This window comes from Microbacterium sp. LS_15, from assembly GCF_041954735.1.
Classification (GTDB): domain Bacteria; phylum Actinomycetota; class Actinomycetes; order Actinomycetales; family Microbacteriaceae; genus Microbacterium.
The window spans coordinates 34,571-57,397 of sequence record NZ_JAVAYD010000003.1 but is presented as its reverse complement, the minus strand read 5'-3'; the positions used below and the strand labels follow the sequence as shown (position 1 = coordinate 57,397).

The 22,827-nt window shown below is 70.9% G+C and carries 22 protein-coding genes and 1 pseudogene; 8 read left to right on the top strand and 15 right to left on the bottom strand.

Annotated features, from left to right (window positions below):
- Nucleotides 1-41: 41 nt before the first annotated feature.
- On the bottom strand, nt 42-1,208 hold the full coding sequence (locus RAC69_RS06080) for a MalY/PatB family protein (RefSeq protein WP_375085894.1): 1,167 nt from the start codon (nt 1,206-1,208) through the stop codon (nt 42-44).
- 75 nt (nt 1,209-1,283) lie between these two features.
- Complete coding sequence (locus RAC69_RS06075) at nt 1,284-2,345, bottom strand: PQQ-dependent sugar dehydrogenase (protein WP_375085893.1); 1,062 nt, start codon at nt 2,343-2,345, stop codon at nt 1,284-1,286.
- Between the two features lie 98 nt (nt 2,346-2,443).
- Here RAC69_RS06075 and RAC69_RS06070 point away from each other — a divergent pair, with 98 nt between their 5' ends.
- Nucleotides 2,444-4,522, top strand: a complete 2,079-nt coding sequence (locus RAC69_RS06070; protein ID WP_375085891.1) for a bifunctional lysylphosphatidylglycerol flippase/synthetase MprF — start codon at nt 2,444-2,446, stop codon at nt 4,520-4,522.
- A gap of 90 nt (nt 4,523-4,612) precedes the next feature.
- On the opposite strand, the gene arfB is transcribed toward RAC69_RS06070, so the two are convergent.
- Nucleotides 4,613-5,053 carry an alternative ribosome rescue aminoacyl-tRNA hydrolase ArfB gene (gene arfB / locus RAC69_RS06065; RefSeq protein WP_375085889.1) on the bottom strand — a complete coding sequence of 147 codons (441 nt, stop codon included), beginning with the start codon at nt 5,051-5,053 and terminating at the stop codon, nt 4,613-4,615.
- A gap of 121 nt (nt 5,054-5,174) precedes the next feature.
- Here arfB and RAC69_RS06060 point away from each other — a divergent pair, with 121 nt between their 5' ends.
- Nucleotides 5,175-5,984: an SDR family oxidoreductase gene (locus tag RAC69_RS06060; protein WP_375085887.1), complete on the top strand. Its 810-nt coding sequence runs from the start codon at nt 5,175-5,177 to the stop codon at nt 5,982-5,984.
- Between the two features lie 21 nt (nt 5,985-6,005).
- Here the strand turns inward: RAC69_RS06060 and RAC69_RS06055 are convergent, their stop codons facing one another.
- Nucleotides 6,006-7,319, bottom strand: coding sequence for an MFS transporter (locus tag RAC69_RS06055; protein ID WP_375085885.1), 1,314 nt, complete (start codon nt 7,317-7,319; stop codon nt 6,006-6,008).
- A gap of 70 nt (nt 7,320-7,389) precedes the next feature.
- On the opposite strand from RAC69_RS06055, the gene RAC69_RS06050 reads away from it, so the two are divergent.
- On the top strand, nt 7,390-8,001 hold the full coding sequence (locus RAC69_RS06050; protein ID WP_375085883.1) for a TetR/AcrR family transcriptional regulator: 612 nt from the start codon (nt 7,390-7,392) through the stop codon (nt 7,999-8,001).
- Between the two features lie 5 nt (nt 8,002-8,006).
- Here RAC69_RS06050 and RAC69_RS06045 read toward each other — a convergent pair.
- A pseudogene (locus RAC69_RS06045) lies at nt 8,007-8,082 on the bottom strand.
- Nucleotides 8,083-8,229: 147 nt separating this feature from the next.
- Between RAC69_RS06045 and RAC69_RS06040 the strand changes: the two are divergent.
- Nucleotides 8,230-9,156, top strand: a complete 927-nt coding sequence (locus RAC69_RS06040) for a hypothetical protein (protein ID WP_375085882.1) — start codon at nt 8,230-8,232, stop codon at nt 9,154-9,156.
- Between the two features lie 18 nt (nt 9,157-9,174).
- Here the strand turns inward: RAC69_RS06040 and RAC69_RS06035 are convergent, their stop codons facing one another.
- The 5 genes from RAC69_RS06035 to RAC69_RS06015 form a co-directional block, all read right to left on the bottom strand.
- Nucleotides 9,175-10,587, bottom strand: a complete 1,413-nt coding sequence (locus tag RAC69_RS06035) for a DUF6716 putative glycosyltransferase (RefSeq protein WP_375085880.1) — start codon at nt 10,585-10,587, stop codon at nt 9,175-9,177.
- Nucleotides 10,584-11,456, bottom strand: coding sequence for an N-acetylneuraminate synthase family protein (locus tag RAC69_RS06030; protein WP_375085878.1), 873 nt, complete (start codon nt 11,454-11,456; stop codon nt 10,584-10,586). The genes RAC69_RS06035 and RAC69_RS06030 overlap by 4 nt, the downstream gene beginning before the upstream one ends.
- Nucleotides 11,457-11,540: 84 nt before the next feature.
- On the bottom strand, nt 11,541-12,716 hold the full coding sequence (locus RAC69_RS06025) for a cytidylyltransferase domain-containing protein (protein WP_375085877.1): 1,176 nt from the start codon (nt 12,714-12,716) through the stop codon (nt 11,541-11,543).
- Nucleotides 12,713-14,050, bottom strand: coding sequence for a polysialyltransferase family glycosyltransferase (locus tag RAC69_RS06020; RefSeq protein WP_375085876.1), 1,338 nt, complete (start codon nt 14,048-14,050; stop codon nt 12,713-12,715). Before RAC69_RS06020 ends, RAC69_RS06025 begins: the two co-directional genes overlap by 4 nt.
- A complete protein-coding gene (locus tag RAC69_RS06015; RefSeq protein ID WP_375085875.1) occupies nt 14,047-15,057 on the bottom strand; it encodes a glycosyltransferase family 2 protein in 1,011 nt (336 codons plus the stop codon). Before RAC69_RS06015 ends, RAC69_RS06020 begins: the two co-directional genes overlap by 4 nt.
- 111 nt (nt 15,058-15,168) lie before the next feature.
- Here RAC69_RS06015 and RAC69_RS06010 point away from each other — a divergent pair, with 111 nt between their 5' ends.
- A complete protein-coding gene (locus tag RAC69_RS06010) occupies nt 15,169-16,056 on the top strand; it encodes a hypothetical protein (RefSeq protein ID WP_375085873.1) in 888 nt (295 codons plus the stop codon).
- 61 nt (nt 16,057-16,117) lie between these two features.
- On the top strand, nt 16,118-16,414 hold the full coding sequence (locus RAC69_RS06005; RefSeq protein ID WP_341933590.1) for a DUF4229 domain-containing protein: 297 nt from the start codon (nt 16,118-16,120) through the stop codon (nt 16,412-16,414).
- 21 nt (nt 16,415-16,435) lie between these two features.
- On the opposite strand, the gene RAC69_RS06000 is transcribed toward RAC69_RS06005, so the two are convergent.
- Genes RAC69_RS06000 through RAC69_RS05990 form a run of 3 tightly spaced genes read right to left on the bottom strand, consistent with a single transcriptional unit; the run spans nt 16,436 to nt 18,229 of the window.
- A complete protein-coding gene (locus tag RAC69_RS06000) occupies nt 16,436-17,392 on the bottom strand; it encodes a 1,4-dihydroxy-2-naphthoate polyprenyltransferase (RefSeq protein WP_375085871.1) in 957 nt (318 codons plus the stop codon).
- Between the two features lie 36 nt (nt 17,393-17,428).
- Nucleotides 17,429-17,719, bottom strand: a complete 291-nt coding sequence (locus RAC69_RS05995; protein WP_341933588.1) for a DUF4287 domain-containing protein — start codon at nt 17,717-17,719, stop codon at nt 17,429-17,431.
- Nucleotides 17,720-17,773: 54 nt separating this feature from the next.
- Nucleotides 17,774-18,229: an Lrp/AsnC family transcriptional regulator gene (locus tag RAC69_RS05990; protein ID WP_375085869.1), complete on the bottom strand. Its 456-nt coding sequence runs from the start codon at nt 18,227-18,229 to the stop codon at nt 17,774-17,776.
- Between the two features lie 71 nt (nt 18,230-18,300).
- On the opposite strand from RAC69_RS05990, the gene RAC69_RS05985 reads away from it, so the two are divergent.
- Both RAC69_RS05985 and RAC69_RS05980 read left to right on the top strand, forming a co-directional pair.
- The gene (locus RAC69_RS05985; RefSeq protein WP_375085868.1) at nt 18,301-19,731 is read left to right on the top strand and encodes a DUF6421 family protein; all 1,431 of its coding nucleotides are present in this window, start codon (nt 18,301-18,303) and stop codon (nt 19,729-19,731) included.
- A gap of 129 nt (nt 19,732-19,860) precedes the next feature.
- Nucleotides 19,861-20,499, top strand: coding sequence for an SDR family NAD(P)-dependent oxidoreductase (locus RAC69_RS05980; protein WP_375085866.1), 639 nt, complete (start codon nt 19,861-19,863; stop codon nt 20,497-20,499).
- A gap of 71 nt (nt 20,500-20,570) precedes the next feature.
- On the opposite strand, the gene RAC69_RS05975 is transcribed toward RAC69_RS05980, so the two are convergent.
- Both RAC69_RS05975 and RAC69_RS05970 read right to left on the bottom strand, forming a co-directional pair.
- A complete protein-coding gene (locus tag RAC69_RS05975; protein ID WP_375085864.1) occupies nt 20,571-21,140 on the bottom strand; it encodes a GNAT family N-acetyltransferase in 570 nt (189 codons plus the stop codon).
- A gap of 55 nt (nt 21,141-21,195) precedes the next feature.
- Nucleotides 21,196-22,764, bottom strand: coding sequence for an MFS transporter (locus RAC69_RS05970; RefSeq protein ID WP_375085862.1), 1,569 nt, complete (start codon nt 22,762-22,764; stop codon nt 21,196-21,198).
- Nucleotides 22,765-22,827: the final 63 nt, after the last annotated feature.

Sequence of the window (22,827 nt, the reverse complement as noted above, 5' to 3'; positions counted from 1 at the left end):
ACAGCACCGAGGCCGGATCGTTAGACGACGAGAGGCCGCGGTCAGCGCTGGGCGAGCGCCTCGGCCATCCGGTCGACGGCCTGCTCGATGATCGGGCGGGACGTCGCGAAGACGAACCGCAGGAAACCGACTCCGGCTGCCCCGGTCGCCGACCCGTCGGTGAGGGCCACGCCCGCCTGCTCGCGGAAGAAGTCGGCCGGGGTCGGCCCCAGGTCGAGGGCCCTGGCGTCGAGCCACCCGATGTAGGTGCCCTCGGGAGCGCGATAGGCGATCTCGGGGATGCGCGCGGCCAGCGCCTCGCCGAGGAAGCGGCGGTTGCCGTCGAGATACTGCACGACGTCGGCGAGCCAGGCCCGGTCGTCGCGGTAGGCGGCGGTGTTCGCGATCACTCCGAGGTTGCTCGCGCCGTGGGACTCCATGGGTCCGATCGGCTCCCAGATCGCACGATCGGCGTCGTTGGTGAGGATCAGCTGGGCGGTCTTCAGGCCGGGGAGGTTCCAGGCCTTCGACGCCGAGGTCGCGGTCACGGTGTGCCCTGCGGTGACCGGCGAGACCGAGGCGTACGGCGTGTGCGCTCCCGGCGCGTACACGAGCGGCGCATGGATCTCGTCAGAGAACACGCGGCCGCCGTGGCGCGCGACGACGTCGCCGACCGCCACGAGCTCGTCGCGGTCGAACACGCGGCCCACCGGGTTGTACGGGTTGCAGAGCACCAGCAGATCGGCGCCGGCACGGAACGCCGCGTCGATGCCGTCGAGGTCGAGCGTGTACCGCCCCTCGGTCACGATCATCGGCACCTGGATGACCTCGCGCCCCGCGGCGATCGGCACCGTGAGGAAGGGCATGTAGGCGGGCGTGGGCACGATGACGGGAGCGCCGGGGCGCGAGAAGTGCTCCATCGCCAGCTTCAGACCCTGGATCACGTCGGCGATCGGATGGATGTCGGATGCCGGGACGACCCAGCCGTAGACGTCGCGCATCCATTCGGCTGCCGCCTGCGACATCTCGTCGGACACCGACGACGGCAGGTACCCGAACAGCCCCTGGTCGACCGCGGCGTGCACGGCCCGGGAGATGCCGGGGGCGACCCCGAAGTCCATCTCCGCGACGAAGGCGCCCACCGCGTCGGGGAACGTCGACCACTTGAGGCCGCCGATCCGTCGGAGGTGCTCGACGTCGATGGCGTCGAAGGATGCGGCGAGGGTCATGCGGGCTCCTTGTCAGGGATCGGAGGGGTGCCTCCATCTTCCCGCGTGCCGCGGACACCGGGCGCGCGGAGATCGTCAGTCGAGGTCGATCCGCACGATCCGGTCGTCGCCGTCGCGGGGACTCCCCCGGCCGTCGGTGTTGTTCGTGACGACCCAGACGCCGCCGTCCGGTCCCGCGACGACGTCCCTCAGCCGGCCCAGCTCCCCCTGCAGCAGCTCCGTGCTCGTGCCGAGATCGTCGAGCGGCACGACCCGCAGTCGCTCCCCGCGGAGGTTCGCGACGACCAGGTCGGCGCCGATGACGGCGACGCCGCTCGGACTCGCGGCATCCGGCTCCCACTGCTGCACCGGGTCGATGAAGTCGTCGTTCCCGGCGATGCCCTCGACCTCGGGCCACCCGTAGTTGCCGCCCGGTTCGATGACGTTGAGCTCATCCCACGTGTCCTGCCCGAACTCGCTCGCGTACATCGTGCCGTCGGCATCCCACGCGATGCCCTGCGGATTGCGGTGGCCGAGGCTCCACACCGGCGAGCCGTCGACCGGATTGTCGTCCGGCACGTCGCCCTCGGGGGTGAGCCGGAGGATCTTCCCCGACAGGGCGTCCGGATCCTGCGCGCTGTCGCGGTCGCCGGCGTCGCCGGCGGTGACGTACAGCATCCCGTCCGGTCCGAAAGCGATGCGTCCGCCGTTGTGGGTGCGCGCGGCGGGGATGCCGTCGATCACCGTCGTCGCCGGTCCGAGCGCGAGGGCGCCGGCGTCGCCGCGGATCTCGCGCCGCTCCACGCGGTTCTCACCCTCCGCGGTGAAGAAGGTGAACAGCTCGCCCTCGTGCACGGCCAGTCCGAGGAGGCCGCCCTCGCCGCCCGGCACCACTCCCTCGATCGTGCCGACCTCGCGGGGTCCCTCGTCGCCGAGCTCCAGGACCCGTGCACTGTCGCGCTCGCTCACCAGCGCGACGCCCTCGTGGAACGCGACGGACCAGGGAGCGTTGAGCCCCTCGGCGACGGAGCCGGCGGCGGCCGGCGACGCCGGACGAGGGGCTGCCGAGCATGCGGCCAACAGGAGAGCGGATGCCGTCGCCACCGCGGCGAGCGCGCGACGTCGCGCGGGGCGAAGCGTGCGGGCTCCGGGTGTCATGCCTCCATCCAACGCCGCGGCGGCTCCGGCGACAAGGGCCCGGTCACGGGACCGGCACCGCCCTCCCGTGACCGCTCCCCCGTCGCTACGCTGAGCGCATGACCGAGGCGCGCAGCACCCCGCATCCCGTTCTGGCCGTCGTGCGCCGCATCCCCGCGACGCTGACGATGGTGGCGCTGATCCTCGCGGTGGGCGTCGTGTCGCAGGGGCTGTGGCGCCCGTTCGAGGACTCCCCGCTGTTCGGAACCGTCGCCTACGGCCTGCCCCACCTCGCCGAGGGCAAGTGGTGGACGCCGCTCACCGGCACGTTCTTCGTCAATGAGCCGTGGGTGTACGTGTTCACGATCGCCGGCTTCTGGGGCATGGCGTACCTGGAGTACGTGCGCGGCAGCCGCGTCGCGCTCGCCTACTACTGGATCGGCCAGCTCTTCGCGATCCTCGCCACCGCCCTGCTGCTGTTCGTGCTCGCGCAGTTCCCGTGGGCGTGGGCGAGCACGCAGGCGCAGGCCCTCGACGTCGGCGCGTCCGGCGGCACGATGGCCTGCATCGCGGCCGCGGTGGGCCGGTTCCGCCCGCCGTGGCGCGTGCGCGGCTGGCTCATCCTGCTTGGCTTCGTGTTCATCGCGATGCTGTTCTGGGGCAAAGTCGCCGACCTCGAGCATCTGCTGGCCGTGCTGCTCATCCTCGCGGTCGACCGTTCGCTGCGGGTGGCACGGACGACGGTGCGCGAACAGCGTCTCATCGCAGTCGTCGCGATCCTCGTGCTCGGCGCGGTCGAGATCATCACGACACTCATCGCGACCGACGGCCCGTTCGGGCCCACCGAGCCGGTGTCCGGCGGGTTCATCGATCTCGCGATCGACCTCGTCGTGATCCTCGTGCTCGTGAACGGGCTGCGTCGCGGGCGCCGCTACGCGTGGGTGCTCGCGATCCTGCTCGGGCTCTTCAACGTGCTGATCGCCGCGCTCGTGCTCACCCTCATCACGGTGTTCAGCCAGGCCCAGGTGGACTTCCGGTGGGACGGCGAGACCGAGCTCGCGCTCGCGAACGGCTTCCTGTGGATCATCATGCTCGCCTACCTCGTCGGCGTCCGTCGGGCGTTCCGAGCCAAGCGGCGCTCGCTGCTCGGCGTCCAGCCCGCGCCCACCGTCGACGACGTCAAGACCGCCTTGCGTGCGCACGGCGGCGGCACGCTGTCGTGGATGACGACGTGGGAGGGCAACAGCTACGCCCGCCTCTCGGGCGGCGGCATCGTCGCGTATCAGCGACGGGCGGGAGTGGCGCTCGCCCTCGCCGACCCGATCGGCCCCGCCGAGAGCCGCGGCGAGGCGGTCGCCGACTTCGTCCGCACGGCCGAGCAGGCCGGACTCGTGCCCTGCTTCTTCAGCGCCGACGAAGCCACGCGCGACGCGGTGCCGGAGGGATGGCGCAGCCTCGTCGTCGCCGACGACACGATCGTCGACCTGCCGGGGCTCGAGTTCACCGGCAAGCGCTGGAACGCGGTGCGCACCTCGCTGAACAGGGCGGGCCGCGAGGAGATGACCTTCCGGATGACGCGCCTCAAGTCGGAGTCGTGGGGCGTGCAGCAGCAGGTGCGCGCGATCTCCGAGGCCTGGGTCGGCGACAAGGACCTGCCGGAGATGCGCTTCACCCTCGGCACCCTGGAGGAGGCGGAGGATCCCGAGGTGCGGCTCGCCCTCGCCCTCGCGCCGAACGGCGACGTCGACGGATTCCTGTCGTGGCTGCCGGTCTACGGCGAAGGGGGCGTCGTGCGCGGCTGGACTCTCGATCTCATGCGGCGACGCGACGGCGGGTTCGGACCGGTCATGGAGTTCCTCATCGGCTCGTCGGCCAGGCAGTTCTCCGACGAGGGAGCGCAGATCATGTCGCTCTCCGGGGCACCGCTCGCCCACGACTACCCGCCGGACGCCGGCATGATCGCCGCGCTGAGCGACCGCCTCGCCGACGCGCTCGAACCCGTGTACGGCTTCGGGTCGCTGCACCGCTTCAAGCAGAAGTTCCACCCGCGCTACGAGACCATGTACCTGCTGTTCCGCGATGAGAGCGACCTCGCCGCGATCGGGCCGGCGCTCACCCGCGCGTTCCTCCCCGACGCCACCCTGCGGCAGTTCGCCGGTGCCGGGCTCGAGCTCGTGCGCGGAGGCGGGAAGGACTGACGGTGGGGGTGGACCCGCGTCGCAGATGTACGCGCGCGTCGCAGGTTCTCGGGGGCATCCTGCGACGCGGGTGCACAAGTGCGACGCGCGTCAGACGTCGCGCGGCCGACGCCGCATCTGCTTGACGTCCGTGCGGCGGTGCTTCGCGGTCAGGCGACGCTCCTTCGACCCCCGGCTGGGTTTCGTGGGGCGTCGCGGCGGAGCCGGAGGTCGGAGCGCGGAGGCGACGAGGGCCGCGAGACGCTCGCGCGCGGCATCCCTGTTGCGCAGCTGCGCGCGGTGCTCGGATGCCGCGATCGTCACGACTCCGTTGACGAGCCGCGATGCGAGCCGGTCGAGGAGACGCGCGCGCTGCTCGGGAGTGAGCACGGGGCTGCCCGCGACGTCCCAGCTGAGCTCGACCCGCGAGTCCGCCGTGTTCACGCCCTGACCCCCAGGCCCGGAGGAGCGGGAGAAGCGCCACGACAGCTCCGTCTCGGGGATCGTGAGCCCCGGCGAGACGCGGAGGCCGGGGCGGAGGGGTGCGGCCATGTCATCCATCTTCCCGCTCGCGGCTCGCTAGCGCCGCATCCGCCCGTCGTCAACCCGCTCGGCCGCCGGGGCGGGGCTCTCGTACCGTCGACCGCAACGACGACGAGTGAGGAGCAGGATGATGAGCACGGGCATCGAGGCGGAGGCACGACGGGCGATCGTGACGGCGGCGGACTCCGGGATCGGACGGGCGACGGCGGTCGCCCTGGCCGCGGCGGGGATCGACGTCGGCATCACCTGGCACTCCGACCAGGCGGGAGCCGAGGAGACGGCCGCCGAGGTTCGGGCTCACGGGGCGCGCGCGGTGGTGACGCAGCTGGACGTCTCCGACGTCCCCGCGTGCGGCGATGTGATCGACGGACTGATCGCCGAGCTCGGAGGCGTCGACGTGTTCGTCAACAACGCCGGCACCGGTGCGAGCACGCGCTTCCTCGACCTGTCGCTCGACGACTGGAACCGCGTCGTCGACACCGACCTCACCGGCGCGTTTGTATGCCTGCAGCGTGTGGCGAGGGCCATGGTCGCGGCCGGACACGGCGGGCGCCTGATCTCGGTGACGAGCGTGCACGAGCACCAGCCCATGGTCGGCGCCAGCGCGTACGACGCCGCCAAGCACGGACTCGGCGGACTCATGAAGAACCTCGCCCTGGAGCTGGGCTCCTCCGGCATCAGCGCGGTCAGCGTCGCGCCGGGCGAGATCGCGACGCCGATGACCGGGAACGAGGACGTGGACCCGCACACGGTGGACCGCCCTGGCATCCCGCTCGGGCGTCCGGGCGACGCGCGCGAGGTCGCCGCTCTCATCGCGTTCCTCGCCTCGCCGGAGGCCGCGTACATCTCGGGAGCGTCGATCGCGATCGACGGCGGGATGCTGCAGATGGGCCCGCAGGCGGGGGCGGCGATCACGGACCACAGCTGGCGAACCGTCTGACGCCTCCCCCGACCCGGCTGTTCAGCGCGCGGCGGGGCTGGGCTCCTCGACCGCCGCATCGACCGCCGCCTCGTCGGCCGGCTCGCCGCCGTCGCCGGGGGCGTGTTCCCGCTTCGCGGTGTTCGCGATGTGCGCACGGCCGACGACGATCGCCGCGACGATCATGAGGACGACGCCGAGCCAGTAGGGCGCGGCGTGGCTGACGGTCGTGTAGAGCGCGGCCGCGATGAGCGGCGCGACCGTGCTCATCGCGGCGTTGAGCGACTGGGTCGCTCCGCCGAGCCACCCCTGCTCGTCGTCGCCGACCGTGTTCGACATGGCGCCGTCCATCGCGGCCTGCGATGCCCCCTGGCCCGCCGCCAGCAGGAGGGCGCCGACGATGAACACCCAGGGCTGGGCGAGGACCGACGCGACGATCGCGAGTCCGGCGAGACCGATCATCTGCGCGACGATGCCGCTCACGATCACGCCCCTCTCGCCGATGCGCGGGAGCAGGATGCCGAGCAGCACGCCCTGGATCAGGATGTCGATGATGCCGACGCCTGCGGTGAGCAGACCGATCTGCGTCGGTCCCCACTGGATCGAGTCGAGCGCCAGCACGCTGAAGTTGTTCACGAAGAACCCGAACGGCAGGGCCAGCAGGCCGAAGCCGATCATGAGGGCGCGCAGCTCCTTCCGACCGAAGGCCTCTGCGAAGACCGCGAAGGGCTGCACGTCACGCGCGCGGATCGCGGGGATGCGGTTCTCGGGCTTCAGGCTCTCCGGAAGGAGGAACAGGCTGAGGATCGCGATCACGAGCGACACCGCCGCCGTGAGGAACACGGGCAGCTGCAGGCTGACTGCGGCGAGGAGGCCGCCGATGGCCGGGCCGAGCATCATGCCGATGCCCGAGAGCGCGCCGAGCAGTCCGAACCGCTGCGCCCTCTTCTCGGGCGGCGTGATGTCGGCGAGGTAGGCGAAGAGCGCCGGCATGTCGCCGGCCGTGAGGCCCTGGATGACGCGGGCGAGCACGAGCACCCAGATCGCGCCGCCGATACCGAACAGCGCCATCGAGAAGGCGGCTCCGAACGCGGCGGCGATGATGATCGGGCGGCGGCCGAACCGGTCGGAGAGGCGGCCGAGGAACGGGGCGACGAGGAAGGCGCACAGGCCGTTGATGGCCTCGAGCACTCCGACCCAGAGGGCGAGATCGTGCTCGTGGGTGACGTACTGCAGCACGACGAACGGCAGCACGGGGAGGACGACGGTCATGCCGATCACGGTGAGCATCGTCAGCACGACGAGCATGATCCAGGCGCGCGTTCCGCCGCGCGCAGACGAGTTGAGTGAAGTCACTCCGTAACTGTATCAATACCAGTTTCGGTGTCAAGCCAGTTTTGTATCGTCTTCGCGATAGGCTGTCGACATGACGACTGCCGAGCCGGTGGGCCGCCGCGAACGCAAGAAGGCCGCCACCCGCAAGAACATCTCCGACGTGGCGACGATGATGTTCCTGGAGCGCGGATTCGACAACGTCAGCATCCGGGAGGTGGCCGACGCGGCCGACGTCTCCCCCACGACCGTCTTCGCGCACTTCCCGCAGAAGGAGGCGCTCGTCTTCGACGAGGACGACGAGCAGCGCGATCGCCTCGTCGCTGCCGTGCGCGACCGGACGGACGGTGTGACGATCAGCCGAGCCATCCACGACTTCTACCGGGGCGAGATCGGCGTGAACCTCGACGAGCACGGCGAGGACGTCGCGCGCACCTTCATGCGCTTCCTCAACGAGACCCCCGCGCTGCGCGACTACGCGGCGAAGATGTGGCTGCGCCACGAGGATGCTCTCGCCGAGGCCATCGCCGACGAGCTCGGCCTCGACGCACCCACCGCCGAGCTGCGCGTCTTCGCCCGTTTCGTGCTGCAGATGCAGCTGCTCGTCACAGACAGCGATGACCAGCTCGCGACACTCGAAGCCGGCTTCGCCGTGCTCGAGGGCGGGTGGGATCCCATCGAGCAGCGGCTCGCGCAGGGGTCCTGAGGCGGTGGACGCGACGGCGGGAGTCGAACCCGCAACGCCGTCAGATATGAGCTGAGGCCCGGGACCGCCCGGATCGCCGCGATGGGGTCGACGTTACCCGGCGGTGGCGGGGCGCACCAGGATCATTCCCCGGATTTACCCCTCGTGTCGCCCCGTGACGGCACGCGACGTTCTGCGACGCCGCGCGACCTCCGACGACGTCGGCGGGTTCGGTGTACCGTCACGACCATGGCCGCCTCTCCCGCTCCTCCGACGACCGGCCAGAAGACGCACAGGTACCTGCGGCTGTCGCTCGCGCTCGTCGTCGCCGCACTGCTGATCGCCGTGTCGCTGCAGAGCGTCGTCGCGATCTGGCATCCGTTCCAGTTCGGCTGGCACCCGCTCCCGTCGATCAGTCACGCGTTCTACACGCCGATGCGCGACGTCTTCGCAGGATCGCTGATCGCGGTCTCCGTGGCCCTGCTCGCACTGTCCGGGCGGAACCGCGCGACGACCCTGCTCGACGTATGCGCGGTGTTCGCACCGCTCATCGCGATCGTGCCCACAGGGATAGCGGACTCCCGCGCGCAGGACCACCTCCCCTGTCCCTCCACGGCCGACTGCATCCCGGCCGGGGCCTTGGAGTCGGCGAAGGCGGGGATCGCGGTGTATGCGATCGTCGTCGTCGTGACGGTGATCGTGATGGCGGTGGTCCGGGCGCGCACGCGCACGCCGAACCGTTCGGCGGTGCTCGTCTCGGTGATAGCGGTGGCGACGGCGTCCGTCGTCTGGGCTCTCGCGTTCGTCCCGTCGGTGAACGAGCTCTTCCCGTTCAACTTCTGGCCGGTGCACAGCATCCACTTCGTCGTCACGCTCGTGTTCTTCGGCGTGTTCACCGCTGTGCCCCTGCTCTACGCGGGCGGGCCGCTGGAACCGGGCGAGACCCCGCCCACGCCGCGACAGCGCTCGATCTACCGCTGGATCGCCGGGCTCCTGATCGTCGACCTGCTGTTCCTCGCGGCGGCCGTGCTGTTCCGGCAGGTGTTCGGCGAGACGCCGGCCGTGCTGATCGGCGAGGTCGTGGCGCTGCTGCTGTTCGCGTGGTTCTGGCTCATGCAGACGATCCAGCGGTGGAACGACGCGAACCCGCCGTCGATCGTCGCACCGCGTCGCTGACTCCCGGGCGGCGCCGGGTCAGCGCCGGATCGAGTCGTGGAAGGGATTCGGTTCGAGGGTGAAGTCGGTCGTCGCGTCGGCCCAGGTGCCGCCGTCCGATGTCACTCGTCCGCGGCGCGCCCGACCGAGAGCCGCCGTCGCAGGCACCCCGATCGCCAACGCGGCAGCACCGCTGAGTGTGCGGTCGTGCCTCCCGAGCACGCTCGCGCGATGCCATGCCTCGTGCAGCGCTCCTCCGCGCGGCGCCGGCACGGTGCGGGCCGGCAGGCGGCCCGCACGCCGCCTCGCGACGAGCTCCTCGACCCGGCTCCACCAGGTCGACTCTGCCGGGTGGTGGAAGTAGTTGTCGCGCAACCACGCGGGGAGCGGATGCCGGAACCTGCCCGCGATGACCTCGCCGCGTCCGCCGAGCAGCCCGCTGCCGACGAACACCGTGTTGAGGAGGGTCTTGCTCACCCCGAAAGAGTCGAGGGCGATGACGGGGATGCCGAGCGCGACCGCCTCGACGGCCGCGGTCGAGCTCACGGTCACGAGACCGGCCGCGGTCGACAGGGCTGCGCCCATCGAGTCGTACGACACCACGAGGTTGTCGGGCCTGCGGTCTGGCAGCAGGTCGAGATAGGGATCGCGTTCGACGTGCGTCTCGGACTCGCCGGGCCGCGAGCGCAGCTTCACGACCACGCGACGGTCGGGGTCGGCGTCGGCGGCTCGCACGAGGGTCGCGGTGATCTCGGCGCGCTCCTCGCGGGCGGTCGGCACGAGCGCCTGCGCCGCGAAGACGATGTCGGTGGCCGGCTCGCGCTTGGCGCGGGGTTCGTGTGCACTCGGACGCTCCGCGAGCAGGGTGGTCGCCGGCCGCGCCGTGCCGGCGGCGAGCGCCCGTGCCCGGTCGAGCGCCAGCATCCGAGATCGGGGCTGCGCGAAGGGCAGCGTCGCGAGCGCCGTCGGCACGTCGACTCCGATGCGCCGCCCGAGCTCGGCGAACGCGCGCTCCTCGCGGTGGGAGTGCACGACGAGCAGGTCGGCGTGACGGCGGTAGTCGAGCGCACCGCGCTGCGCCGGGATCGCCATCCCGGGAAGCCCTGCCACCACCACGGGCCGGCGGGTGAGCCGATCGATCACGCGGCCGAGGAGCCGGACGAACGGCCCGCGGCCCGCCAGCAGCACCACGTCGGGGCGCTGCCCCTCGAGCCACGCCTGCACGGCGGCGAAACCGAGGCGTGTGACGTCGCGCTCCTGCATCCCGGTGCCGGCCAGAGCCGTGCGCTGCTGGGCGACGCTGGCGGTAAGCGGTGTGCGCACGATGAGGAGATGGCGGCGGATGCCGTCCACACCGCCCAGCAGCGACGCCGCCCACTTCACGAAGGAGTCGGCGTCGGCGATCGCGACGACGCGGAGGGAGTCCCCGCCCTTACCCGCGGCTGCGCTCATGCCGGGATGCGGCGGAGCTTCGCCATGGGAGCGCGCTCGCTCTCGAACACGCGCTTGACACCATCGCCGAGGGCCTTCTCGATCACGCGGATGTCGCGCACGAGGTGCTCCAGCCCTGTGGGCTCCAGGGATGCCGCGTGGTCGGAGCCCCACATCGTGCGGTCGAGCGTGATGTGCCTTTCGACGGCGACGGCGCCGAGCGCGACGGCGGCGAGCGAGATCTGCAGCCCGCGCTCGTGGCCCGAATAGCCCACCGGCACGCCGGCGTAGCGGTCGCGCAGCGTCGAGATCATGCGGAGGTTGGCCTCCTCGGGCTCCAGCGGGTACGTCGACGTGGCGTGCAGCAGGACGACCCGGTCGGTGCCGAGGGTGTCGAGCGCGCGGTCGATCTGCTCCATGGTCGACATGCCCGTGGAGAGGATGACCGGCCTGCCGGTCTCGCGCAGCGCGACGAGCAGCTCGGTGTCGGTGAGGCTCGCTGACGCGACCTTGTGGGCGACCACGTTCAGGTCTTCGAGGAATTCCACGCTCGGCACGTCCCACGGCGAGGCGAACCAGTCGAGACCGAGCATCGTCGCGTGGTCGCCGATCTCGACATACTCGTCACGACCGAACTCGATGCGGTGCCGGTACTCGAAGTAGGTCATGGTGCCCCACGGCGTCTCGCGCATCACGTCGCGCATGTGCTCGGGCGTCGAGATCTCGGGGGTGCGCTTCTGGAACTTCACCGCGTCGGCACCCGCCTTCGCCGCCACGTCGATCAGCCGCTTCGCGATGTCGACGTCGCCGTTGTGGTTGAGGCCGATCTCGGCGATGACGTAGGCGGGACGACCGCCTCCGATGACGTGCGATCCGATGCTGACAGTCATGGTTCCTCCGGTCGTCGAATGGCCCTCCCTCCTGAGTACGCGCCGGGGGTGAACACCGCGCGACAGGAGGGTTACCGGCTCCCGTCAGGCGGGCAACACCCGTTCGACGAGCTCGCGCACGGCGCCGCGACCGCCCCGCCGCGACAGCACGACCCGCGCCTCGGCCCGCACGCGCGGGTGCGCGTCGGCGACCGCGATGGGCCACCCGACGATGCGCATCGCCGGCAGGTCGTTGACGTCGTTCCCGAGGTAGGCGATCTCGTCGAGGTCGATCGCGTTCTCCTCCGCCCACCCGCGCAGCGCCGACTCCTTGTCGTCGATGCCGTGCAGCACGGGCACCCTGAGCTTCTCGGCCCTGGCACGCACGACCGCATTGACCTCGGTGGAGAGGATGAGCATCGGGACGCCGGCCGCGCGCAGCAGCGACACCCCCATCCCGTCCTCGCGGCTCACGCGTACCCGCTCGACCCCGTCGGCGTCGACGCTCGCGGTGTCGTCGGTGTGCACGCCGTCGAAGTCGGTGACGACCGCGCGCACGGGGATGCGCTCCGGCGTCTCGTGCAATGGGGCGAGCGCCCTGGCGATCTCGAGCTGATGCTGGTCGTCGATCTCGATCGCCGACCACTCGGGCACCTCGGCGATGCGGATGCGTCCGAAGAACCGGTGCTGCGCTTCGCGGAATCCGTCCGCGCGGAAGACGTAGAACGCGCCCGTCTCGAGGTAGTGGGGGTCGCGGTCCTGCCTCCGCGGACGGTGGCCCGCCTCGTGGTTGAGTGCGACCGCGGCGTCGTCACCCGTGCGTCCCCAGAGGAAGCCGTAGGTCTCGAAGGCCGAGAACACGCTGTCGGCACGGTCCTCGCGCACCTCGCGCACGGCCTCGGCGAGCGCCGCCGAAGGGATGAACGGCGATGTCGCCTGCAGGAAGGCGACGACGTCGACCGGCTCCCCGACGGCCTCGATCTCGTCGAGTGCGTGCAGGATCGCGCTCTCGGATGAGGCGGTGTCGCCCGAGAGCTCGTCGGGTCTCCGCACCACGAGCGCGCCCGCGGCTGCGGCCACCGCCGCGATCTCCGCGTCGTCGGTCGTGACCGCGACGAGGTCGATCCCGTCGGCGGCGAGCGCCGACCGCACCGCGCGTGCGATGAGCGGCACTCCGCCCACGCGCTGCACGTTCTTGCGGGGCACGCCCTTCGACCCGCCTCGGGCGGGGATGATCGCGACCGTGCGGCCGGTCGTCGTCGCAGGGTTTGTCATCGTCATCGTCCTCTCAGGGCGCGCCATGCCCGTCTGATGCGGCGTCGCGCGCCGAGCGCGGTGAGCCGCAGCTCCTCCACGCGCCCGATCCCACCGGCGGGGCGCAGCGCGCGGTCGGTCAGGGTCGGCGCCGGAGCCCCCGGCAGCCGCAGCTCGGCGAGTCGCTTCGGCGAGAAGTAACGGTCGCGGTCGGAGGGGCGGATGCTGCGCAGCAGCGCCTCTGCGCGCGGGCGCAGGTGCGCGGCGACCAGCGGCTGCATGGCGTAGCCGACCGCGTCGATCAGCAGCTGCAGCTGCGCGGGCTCCCGGTAGGCCGAGTCGTGGCGAGTGAGCACGTCGACGATGGTCGCCGGGATGCGGTTGCTGTTCTCGAACGGGGTGAGGCGGCGCAGCACGGCGTCCGTGCCGACCGCGTCGATGTCGCGCTCGAAGAGGGCGCGCACGGTGGGCAGGGCCGTCGAGAAGCCGGCGATCACGGCCTGCGCGTCGAGCCGCTCCGCGAGCACCTCGGCCGAGAGCGGGCCGCGGTACTCGACGAGGTCGAGCCCGTGGAGCCCGGCTCGTTCGCGCAGCGCGTCGGTCACGCGCGGCGGCGCCGAGGGGTGCGGTTTGAAGACGATGCGCTGCGGGTGCCGGTTCGCGGCGAGGTCGATCATGTCGCGCTGCAGCGCGACCTCCTCGCTGTCGGACACGAGGCCGAGAGCGGCGAGATACTGGCCGAGCACGAGCACGACCGGTCCGTCGCCGAGCGGCGGGTCCTCCCCCGGGGACGCCTCGAGCAGCGCCTGCCGGAACAGCGCGGGCGGCACGGGCACGAGCTCGGCGCCAGGAGAGCCGACGAGAGGCGTGACTCCCTCCACGACGTCGGCGTGCACGACGCGGCCGATCCGCGCTGCGATCGTGTGCGGGAGCCTGATCCGCATCGGCGAGTAGGTCATGAGCCCGTCGCCCACGATCGTGATCCTCGCCCGGGGGAACAGACTCATGAGGGTCAGCGCCGGGGCCACCTGCGGGCTCTGCACGAAGAGCTCCAGATCGTCGCCGAGATCCCACGCCCGCGTGATCAGCCGCTCGAGCACGACGAGATCGGCCGGCTCGGGGGTCCACGAACTCGGGTGCAGCGGCCCCAACAGCGCGTCGAGGTCCTCGACCCGGTCGAAGCGGGTGCGCAGACGCGCGAGCGACGGGTCGGCCCCGATGCCGACGGTGGTCTCCGGCACGCGCGACGACACGAACGGCACGAGGACGCGGTCGCCGCCGTCACCGAGCAGCCCGCCGTCGATCGCCGCCGCCGCCGTCGCGAGCGCGTACGCGCTGTGCAGCGCGAAGAGCTGGGTCATGCCGTGCGCTCCACCGCCCGCAGCAGCGGTGCGAGGACGCGGCGCCGCGGCCCGTCGAGACGGGCGAGCACGGCCTCGGTCTCGCCGGACGGGAGACGACCCAGCAGATCGCGGATGCCGGAGCGCATCTCCGCACGCAGGGCCGGCGTCATCCGCCGCGCCCGCACGAGGTGGCGGGAGCTGAGAGCGAGCACCGTCCACACCGCCTTCGGCAGGAAGCGGTCGGCTTCGGCATCCGCCTCGACGATGTCGATCAGCTCGCGCATCGCCGTGACGAAGTCGATCTGTCGACGATCGCGCACCTGGGTGAGCGAGGTCGAGACGCCCCGGCGGTAGAGCAGCGCCGGGGCGTCGACCACCGCGAACGATCTCGCCGACAGGTGCAGTCGCCAGATCCACGGGCGGTCCTCGGCGGTGAACAGGCCGGGCGTGAAACCGGCGATGCCCTCGTCGAGCACGCGGCGGTGCAGCATCCCCGCCCACGCGAACGGGTAGTCGACCATGGTGGGTTCGTTTTCGGGGAGGATCGCGTCGCGCGGCGACACCACACGCTCACGCCACGGATGCGGCGCCCGCACGAGAGCCCGCGCGCCGTCCCGGACCGTCACGTGGTCGGTGCGCACGAAGTCGCAGTCGAGATCCCGCAGACGGCGGGAGAGCACATCGAGGCGGCGCGGCTGCATCCAGTCATCGCCGTCGAGGAAGCAGAACGCCTCCCCCTCGACCTCCGCGAGACCCTGGTTGCGCGCGCTCGCCAGGCCCCGGGGGCGCGGGTTGAAGATCACCGTGGCGTGCGGCAGCCGTTCCGCGTAGGTGCGCATGATCGCGCCGGTATCGTCGCGGGAACCGTCGTCGATCGCCACGAGCTGCAGAGCCGCCGGGTCGTCGAACTGCCTGGTCAGCGTCTCGAGCGTGGTGCCGATGAACGCTCCCGCGTCTTTCGCGGGCAGGATGACGGTGACGAGCGGTGTGCGCACGGAGCTCCCGGTGGTGGACGGTCCCGGCATGGTCGCAGGCGCTCGTTGCCGGGCGGCGACGCCCAGGTGAACGGGCGGTGACCTCGTGCGACGCGCCCTGACGCATTCGCACCAGAGGGAGGGATCGGCGACGATGGGGGGATGCTCTGGCCGTTCGGAACCACCTGGCGCCCCGTGCGGCAGAAGCGTCGCGACGCGGTCGACCTGCACTGGCTGACCGCCCGCTCGTGGACCAGACGCTGGTACCCGCAGGGCATCGATCTCGGCGTGTGGCACGGACGGCGCACGCTCGCGGTCAGCTGGTTCCGCCAGCGCCTCGACGGGCACCACCTCGCTTCCCGGGTCGCCCTCGTCGATCTCGACCGCTCCCGCCACCTCGACGTGCTGCTCGCGGTCGAGGAGGACGGCGAGCTGCAGCCCGCGCCCATCCACGCCGGAGGGCTGGCGTGGTTCGACGACCGGCTGTTCGTCGCCGCCACCCGCGACGGCATCTGGGAGTTCGACCTCTCGCGGGTCCGCCGGGTGCGCGGCGCCCTCGCTCGGCGCCTGGCCGGGTCGACACGGCGCGGTCCGCGCGTCACGGCTCTCGTCGCAGTGCGCACCCGCGTGCACCCTGTCGCGCTGCGCTGTTCGTACATCGGCCGCGTGTTCGACGCCGACGGGGCGCCGCTGCCGCGCGTGCTGATCGGCGAGTACCGGAAGGACGACGACGGCCGGATCGGCGAGTTCGCGCTCCCCGACGCAGGGGAGGGACGCTTCACCGAGATCGAGCGCACAGCCCCCGGCATCCCGCGCATGCAGGGCGCCGTGCGCTGGGGCGAGCGGCACTTCGTGTCGCAGTCCGACCTGCTCCGGCCAGGCGCCCTCTGGACAGGTCGGCGCGACGCCCTCGAGCGCAGCCCCGTCCCACTGCCGGTCGGGTGCGAGGACCTCGCCCTCGACCTCGACGCCGGCTACCTGTGGACGCTCGGCGAGCACCCGTGGCGACGCGTCGTGCGCGGCATCCCGCTCTCCTCACTCGGCCTCTGAGGCCGCACTGCCGCCGGTCGCTCTCAGCCGGCTGATCGGCACCCGAACGTAGACTGTCCTGGTGAAGAAGCCTGCACCCCTCCTCGTCTACACCGTGCTGCGGCTGCTGGCGTTCCTCGTCCCGCTCGCCGTGATGTGGTTCTTCTTCCCGATCTTCCGCGAGTTCTGGTGGCTCGCCGCGATCTTCGCCGCGCTCATCGGGGCCAGCATCTCGATGATCTTCCTGCGCGCGCCGCTGTCGGACGCGTCTGCACGCATCCACGAGCGCCGTGAGGGACGTCCGGTGGCCGGGCAGGCCGATGCCGACGTCGAGGATGCCGCAATCGACGCTCGAACCGACGACACCGACCGCGCCTGACGCCGCGCCCCCGGATCGGCCTCAGCCGGCGAAGGCCCAGAACAGCGCGCCCGCGTAGAGCAGCGCCGTCAGCGACGTGAGAGCGAGAGCGATCACGAGCTCCTTCGGCTGCCGATACGTCCACACGATGAGGATCGCCGGAAGGCCCGCGAGGAGAGCGAGCAGGCCGATCCACGCGATCGGGTACAGCAGCGCGAGGAAGATCAGGATGCCGAAGGGCGCCAGCACGAACAGCGTGAACAGCATCTGGGTGGGGCGACGGCCGATCAGCACGGTGAGCGTGCGCTTGCCGACCACGCGGTCCTGATCGATGTCGCGGAGGTTGTTCGCGAGCAGCACCGCGCAGGCGAAGAGTCCGGCGGCGACGGCGCCGAGCCAGGCCTGCTGCGGCAGCTCGAACACCTGCACCCAGGTCGTGCCGAGGGTCGCCACCAGACCGAAGAACACGAAGACGAAGACCTCGCCGAGACCGAAGTAGCCGTAGGGGCGCTTGCCGCCGGTGTAGAACCAGGCGGCGACGATGCACGCGGCCCCGACCGCCAGCATCCACCACTGCTCCGTGCGGATCACGATCGCGACGCCGACGGCCGCGGCGAGCGCGAAGAAGACGAGGCCGATGATCAGCACGGTGCGAGGCTTCACGCGGCCGGAGGCGGTGAGGCGGGCGGGTCCGACCCGCACGGCATCGGTGCCGCGGATGCCGTCGCTGTAGTCGTTCGTGAAGTTCACGCCGATCTGCAGCAGCACGGCGACCGCGAGGCAGGCGAGGGCGATGACCCAGTGGAACTCCGGCCCGGTGCTGCGGGCGGCACCGGTGCCGATCACGACCGGGGCGATCGCCAGCGGAAGAGTGCGCAGCCGCGCCGCGCCGATCCAGTCGCGCGCGGTGATGGGGCCGGCCTCGACGATCGGCTTCTTCGCGGGGTTGCCGCTCGTTCCGGACCGGGTCTTCTTCTTGCGCTGGGAGGATGCTGCCACGGAGGGAATCCTACTGGCCGCGGCTTTCCCGCCCTCTCACGGATTCGGGTTCGAGTCCTTGCCGTCGAGCCACAGCGTGTCGCTCTTGTCGGCGTGCGCTCCGCCCGTGCCGACGTGCTTGTCGCTGATCTTCGGTCCCTTGAGGATGACGTGCACCATGGCCTGGGCGTGCCCATGGCCGAGGGAGTACTCCTCTTTCAGCCAGTTCAGGACGACGGTGGACTTCGTCGTCTCGTCGAACCCCTTCTCCCGCGCGAGTTCGATGAACTGACGAGGGGTGAGGCCGGTCTGGGCCTCGACCTTGTCGAGATAGGCCTGGAATGACATGCGTGCTCCTGAGCGTCGGTTGCGGTCACAGTACCGCGCCGCGACAGCCGCGCACTATCCCGCCGCGACCGTGACGATCGGCCGGTGCTCGTAGTAGGTCTGCAGCACCACGGTCGTGCGGGTGTTGACGTTCGCGGCGAGGCGGATGTCGCGCACGAGCTCCTCCAGGTCGCGCGGAGTCGCCACGCGCACGAACAGCATGTAGCTGGCGTCGCCCGCGATGGAGTGGCAGGCCTCGATCGCCGTGAGGTGCTCGAGCAGCTCCGGAGCGTCGTCGGGCTGGGCTGGGTCGAGCGGCGTGATCTCGATGAACGCCGACAGCGGAGCGCCGACCTGCTCCGGATCGAGCACGGCGCGGTATCCCGTGATGACGCCACGGGTCTCGAGGCGGCGGAGCCGGGATTGGACGGCGGACACCGACAGGCCCACCGTCTCCGACAGCTGGGCGAGCGTCGCGCGCCCTTCTCGAGAGATCTCGGCCAGGATCGCGCGATCGACAGAATCATCCATAGATGTAAGATTATCGTCAGGATTCCGTGATGACCGGAATTTTTCCGCCTGTTGCCCCGATCGGAGGTTCCATGTCCACTCCTACCCTGAACTCTCAGGCCATCGTCGGCGAGCCAGAGGTCGTGGAGGACGCGTCGACCGCCGAGCAGTCCGCCGCCTGGGCGCAGCTCAAGGAGGCGGCCATCGCGATCCGCGAGATGCAGGTGAAGGACGGCTCGATTCCGGATGCCGCGCACCACGCCGCCGCCCGCGACCTCGTCTCCGCGATCACCGCCGCCATCCGCGCGCTGGCTCCGGCCTTCCCGCACGACGCCGAGTACCTCGCGGCCTCCGTCGTCGACTTCGAGCGCTGGTCCGCCTCGGACTTCGGCACCCCCGACTTCCTGGACTCGCTGAACGCGTTCCAGCCGCAGCAGCACCGCGTCGACGGCATCCGTCATCTCGTCGTCTTCCCGATGTACACGCAGAACGGCTCGAGCGAGCGGCTCGTCGAGGCGCTCATCGTGGAGACCATCTGGCCGGAGTTCATCGCCGCCCTCGAAGCAGGCGATTACGGCAACAAGCTGTTCGTCTCGCTGCGTCTGGTCGACTTCACCCCGGGATACGACACGAACTCGGCCGTGCTCTTCCCCGAGACCGTCGCGATGCGGGAGATCCCCTCGTTCACCTGGGGCGCGATCTTCCAGGACCGCGAGGCGGCCCGGTACCGCCGCGTCACGCGTGCCGCCGCCGAGATCACGAAGCTCGACCTGCCCGAGCGCGCTGCCGCGATGCTCGACGACCAGGCCCTCACCGAGCGCGCGTTCGTGATGTGGGACATCATCCACGACCGCACCCACATGCGCGGCGACCTGCCGTTCGATCCGTTCATGATCAAGCAGCGCATGCCGTTCTTCCTCTACTCGCTCGAAGAGCTGCGGTGCGACCTGACCGCGTTCCGCGAGTCGGTGAAGATCCAGCGCAGCCTGTCGGCGCGGGTGGACGCGGGCGACGAGGTCACCGCCGCCGAGCGGGAGATGCTCGAGCACGCCGACCTCGTGCAGTACGCGGTGATCTTCGACCGGATCTTCCGCTTCGCGATCACGGGATCGCGAGTGCGCAACTACGACGGCCTCGGCGGGCAGCTGCTGTTCGCGTGGCTGCACCAGCGCGGCGTGCTGCACTGGACCGACACGGCCCTCGCGTTCGACTGGGACGCCGTGCCCGACGCGGTCGTCGCCCTCGGCGACGCGATCGACGAGCTGTACTGGCGGTCGATCGACCGCCCGAAGACCGCCCACTGGCTCGCAGCCTACGACCTCGTCCGTTCGGTGCTCACCCCGAACCCGGCGTCGCAGTGGGCGCGCGGGCTGCCTGACGAGATCCTGGCCGGTGCACCCAAGGGCTACACGGATGCCGTGCTCGACGACGAGTTCCCGCTGTCGATGTTCTTCGAGGCCCTCGACAAGAAGATGAAGCCCGTCATCGAGTCGACGGTCGGCATCCGCGGCACCGACGTCTGACTCGGAGCCCTCTGCCTGGATTCGGCGCGCTTTCTGCGGCCGAACACAGGTTCTGCGGCCATCTCGTCCCAGGATGGCCGCAGAACCTCCTCATCACCGCCGAAATCGACCGTCCGCGAAGGGAATCACATGAGCGTCGATGGCCGCACCATCGTCCTGGCCGGAGCCACGAGTGCGTCGGGCCTCGCCGTGGCGACGTCGCTCGTCGCAGCGGGTGCCCGCGTGATCGCGACCGGTCGATCGGATGACCGGCTCGCGCCGCTGCGGGAGCGGGGCGCCGAGACCGTGGTCGCGGACGCCACGTCCCTGACGGAGATGAGCGGACTCGCGTCGGGCCTGGAGGCCGTCGACGGTGTGATCCCGCTCGTGGGCGGCTGGCGCGGGGGCGGCGGCCTGGCCGGGCAGTCGGACGAGGATCTGCACGCGCTCCTTCCCGCTTTCGAGGCGGTGCGGGCCACGAGTCGCGCGTTCGAGGGACTGCTGAAGGTGTCGGACACCGGGCGCTTCGCGCTCGTGTCGTCGACGGCCGTGGCCCGCCCGCTCGCCGGGGGAGCGAACTACGTCGCGGTCAAGGCCGCGAGTGAAGCCTGGGGACGCGCGGTGGCGCAGGGGTTCACGAAGGCGGCGCGCGATGCCGGGGGGCCTCTGCGCGCCGCCTCCGTGATCTTCCGGGCGAAGGCGCTGGATGCGGACGCGCTGGCACCGGCCGTGACCGCCCTGTGGGATGCCGAGGCTGACGCCCTGAACGACCGGATCATCGAGCTCTGAGCCGCCGCACCCCGCCTCACCCGGGGATGACGTCGCCTCACCCCGGGGATGATGTCGCGGTGCCGTCGCCGTCAGAACTCGCGACGCATGACGACGCGGCGCGTGGTGGGATGGCTCACCTCGACGAAGCCCGCGGCTGTGAACGCCCCGACCGATCCGACGTTCATCTCACCCCAGGACACGGTCGACCCGCCCGTGAGCATCGGGTATCCCTCGATCACTGAGGCTCCCCGTTCGCGTGCGTGCTCGGCAGCCGCGGCGACGAGGGGGTGCGTGAGGCCGCGACCGCGGAATCCGGGTCGGACGATCAGGCAGACCACCGCCCACACCCGCTCATCGCCTGCGTCTTCGTCGCGCCCCTTCCACGGCACCGACGAGCCGCGCAGTCGCCCGTAGACGCTGCGCCGGTCGACCGCGCACCAGGCGACCGGCTCGGCATCGAGAGAGGCGATGAGGCCGATGGTCTCGGTCGCGCGCGGGTCGTCGCAGTGCGCTTCGCTGCGCAGCAGGTTTCGGCGCTCATCGACCGGCATATGCCACCAGTCGCCGTCGCCCAGCCGCTGCCGTTCGCACTGGCAGCGACCGGCGGTGCCGGTGAGGATCGTCTGCAGGTCGTCCCAGCGCGCCTCGTTCGCCGGCACGATCCGAAGGCCGGGGAAGGGCTCCGGTGCCTTGCCGTCCCCGTGTTCCCTCAGCTCAGTCCGCGCCACGGTCCCGCTCCGGAGGGACCGCGTCCTCGGCCGAGGCGCGCCCTCCCCGCGCTGACACGGGGTCGACGAGGGCTCCGGTCTCGGCCAAGCCACTGGCATCGGCCAAGTCACCGGCATCCGTAAAGCCACCGGCATCCGTCGAGCCACCGGCATCGGTCGACGCCCAGGCATCCGTGGCGTCCCCGTCCGTCGTCGTCTCCCCCGCATCAGCGGCGTGGCTCGCGTCGCCCTGGGGATCCTGCTCCGGAGCGTTCGCATAGAGGTCGGTCAGCCTGCGGTACGACTTCGTGAGGAAGGCGAGGCCGCCCACGACGACCATGATCAGTCCGGCGAAGAGGCAGATCAGGGCGATGCCGCGTGCGTCGCCTTCGCCCAGCAGCCACCCCCACTGGCGCTGACCGGCGGGCGAGTCCATGTACGGGATGATCAGGAACTCCGCGATCGGGGCGATGAGGAACGCCGTGATCGGCGCTGCCGCTGCCTCCATGGCCGCCGCGACCCCGAACACGCGCCCCTGTCGGTCGTACCTGACCACCTTCTGGATCACCGTCTGCTCGGCCGCCTCTGCGGGCGGGACGAGAGCCATGTACACCCACATGCCCAGCACGTACAGCGGCCACCACTCGCGCAGCATGAAGAGCGAGCCCAGCAGCCCCATCGCGATGACCACGAGCAGCAGCGTGCGCATGGGTTTCGCGCCGAGACCGAACTTCGCGACCAGCGCCCCGCCGATGATGAAGCCCGTCGACGAGAACGCGAGCGCGAAGCCCCACATCTGCGCGTCGAACAGCGTGAGCCCGTACGGGTCCATGAGCGCCATGTAGACGCCGCCGATGAGGTTGTTGAAGGTCGAGAAGACGATCAACGCGAAGAGCCCGGGGGCGAGCCTGATCGCCGCCACGCTTCCGCGGAAGTCGAGCGCGCTCGGCGCGTTCGGATCGGGCTGGGGCGCCCCCTCGGGGATGCGGATGAACAGCAGATGCACGAAGGTCAGAACCATGGCCACGATCGCGATGCCGAGGGTCCACCCCATGCCGAGGAATCCGATCGAGAGCCCGGAGAACACGCTCGTGACGAGGAAGGCCAGGCCCTGCACCGTGCCGACGAGCCCGTTGGCGTTGGCCCGCCGCTCCTCCGGCACCAGCAGCGTCACGGTCGTGGACAGCGCGATGTTGCGCAGCTGCTCGATCACGCCGCCGAAGAGGATCACGAGCGAGAACATCCAGAACCACGGCCCGCCGAGGTCGAGCAGGGCGGACTCCGGCTGCCAGACGTAGAGCACGCCGGCGACCAGGAACGCCGCGGCGGAGATCACGCTCGACAGCAGCATGACCGTGTGCTTGCGGTGCCGGTCGACGATGGTGCCGAAGATCATCGCGAAGAACGCGATGAACAGCATGTACGCACCGCCGATGATGCCCGTGGCCAGCACCGACTGGGTCTCGATGTAGACCCAGAACGTGAGCGCGAACCAGAGGAAGCTCGTCGTCACGTTGGCGATGAGCGTGTTGACGAGAACGTTCGCGAAGGCCCGCTGGGCGGCTGTGCGTTCCATGGCTCCGAGGGTAGGACTCCCCTCCGACATTGGGTAGGGGCATCTGCGGCGCCGATTAGGCTT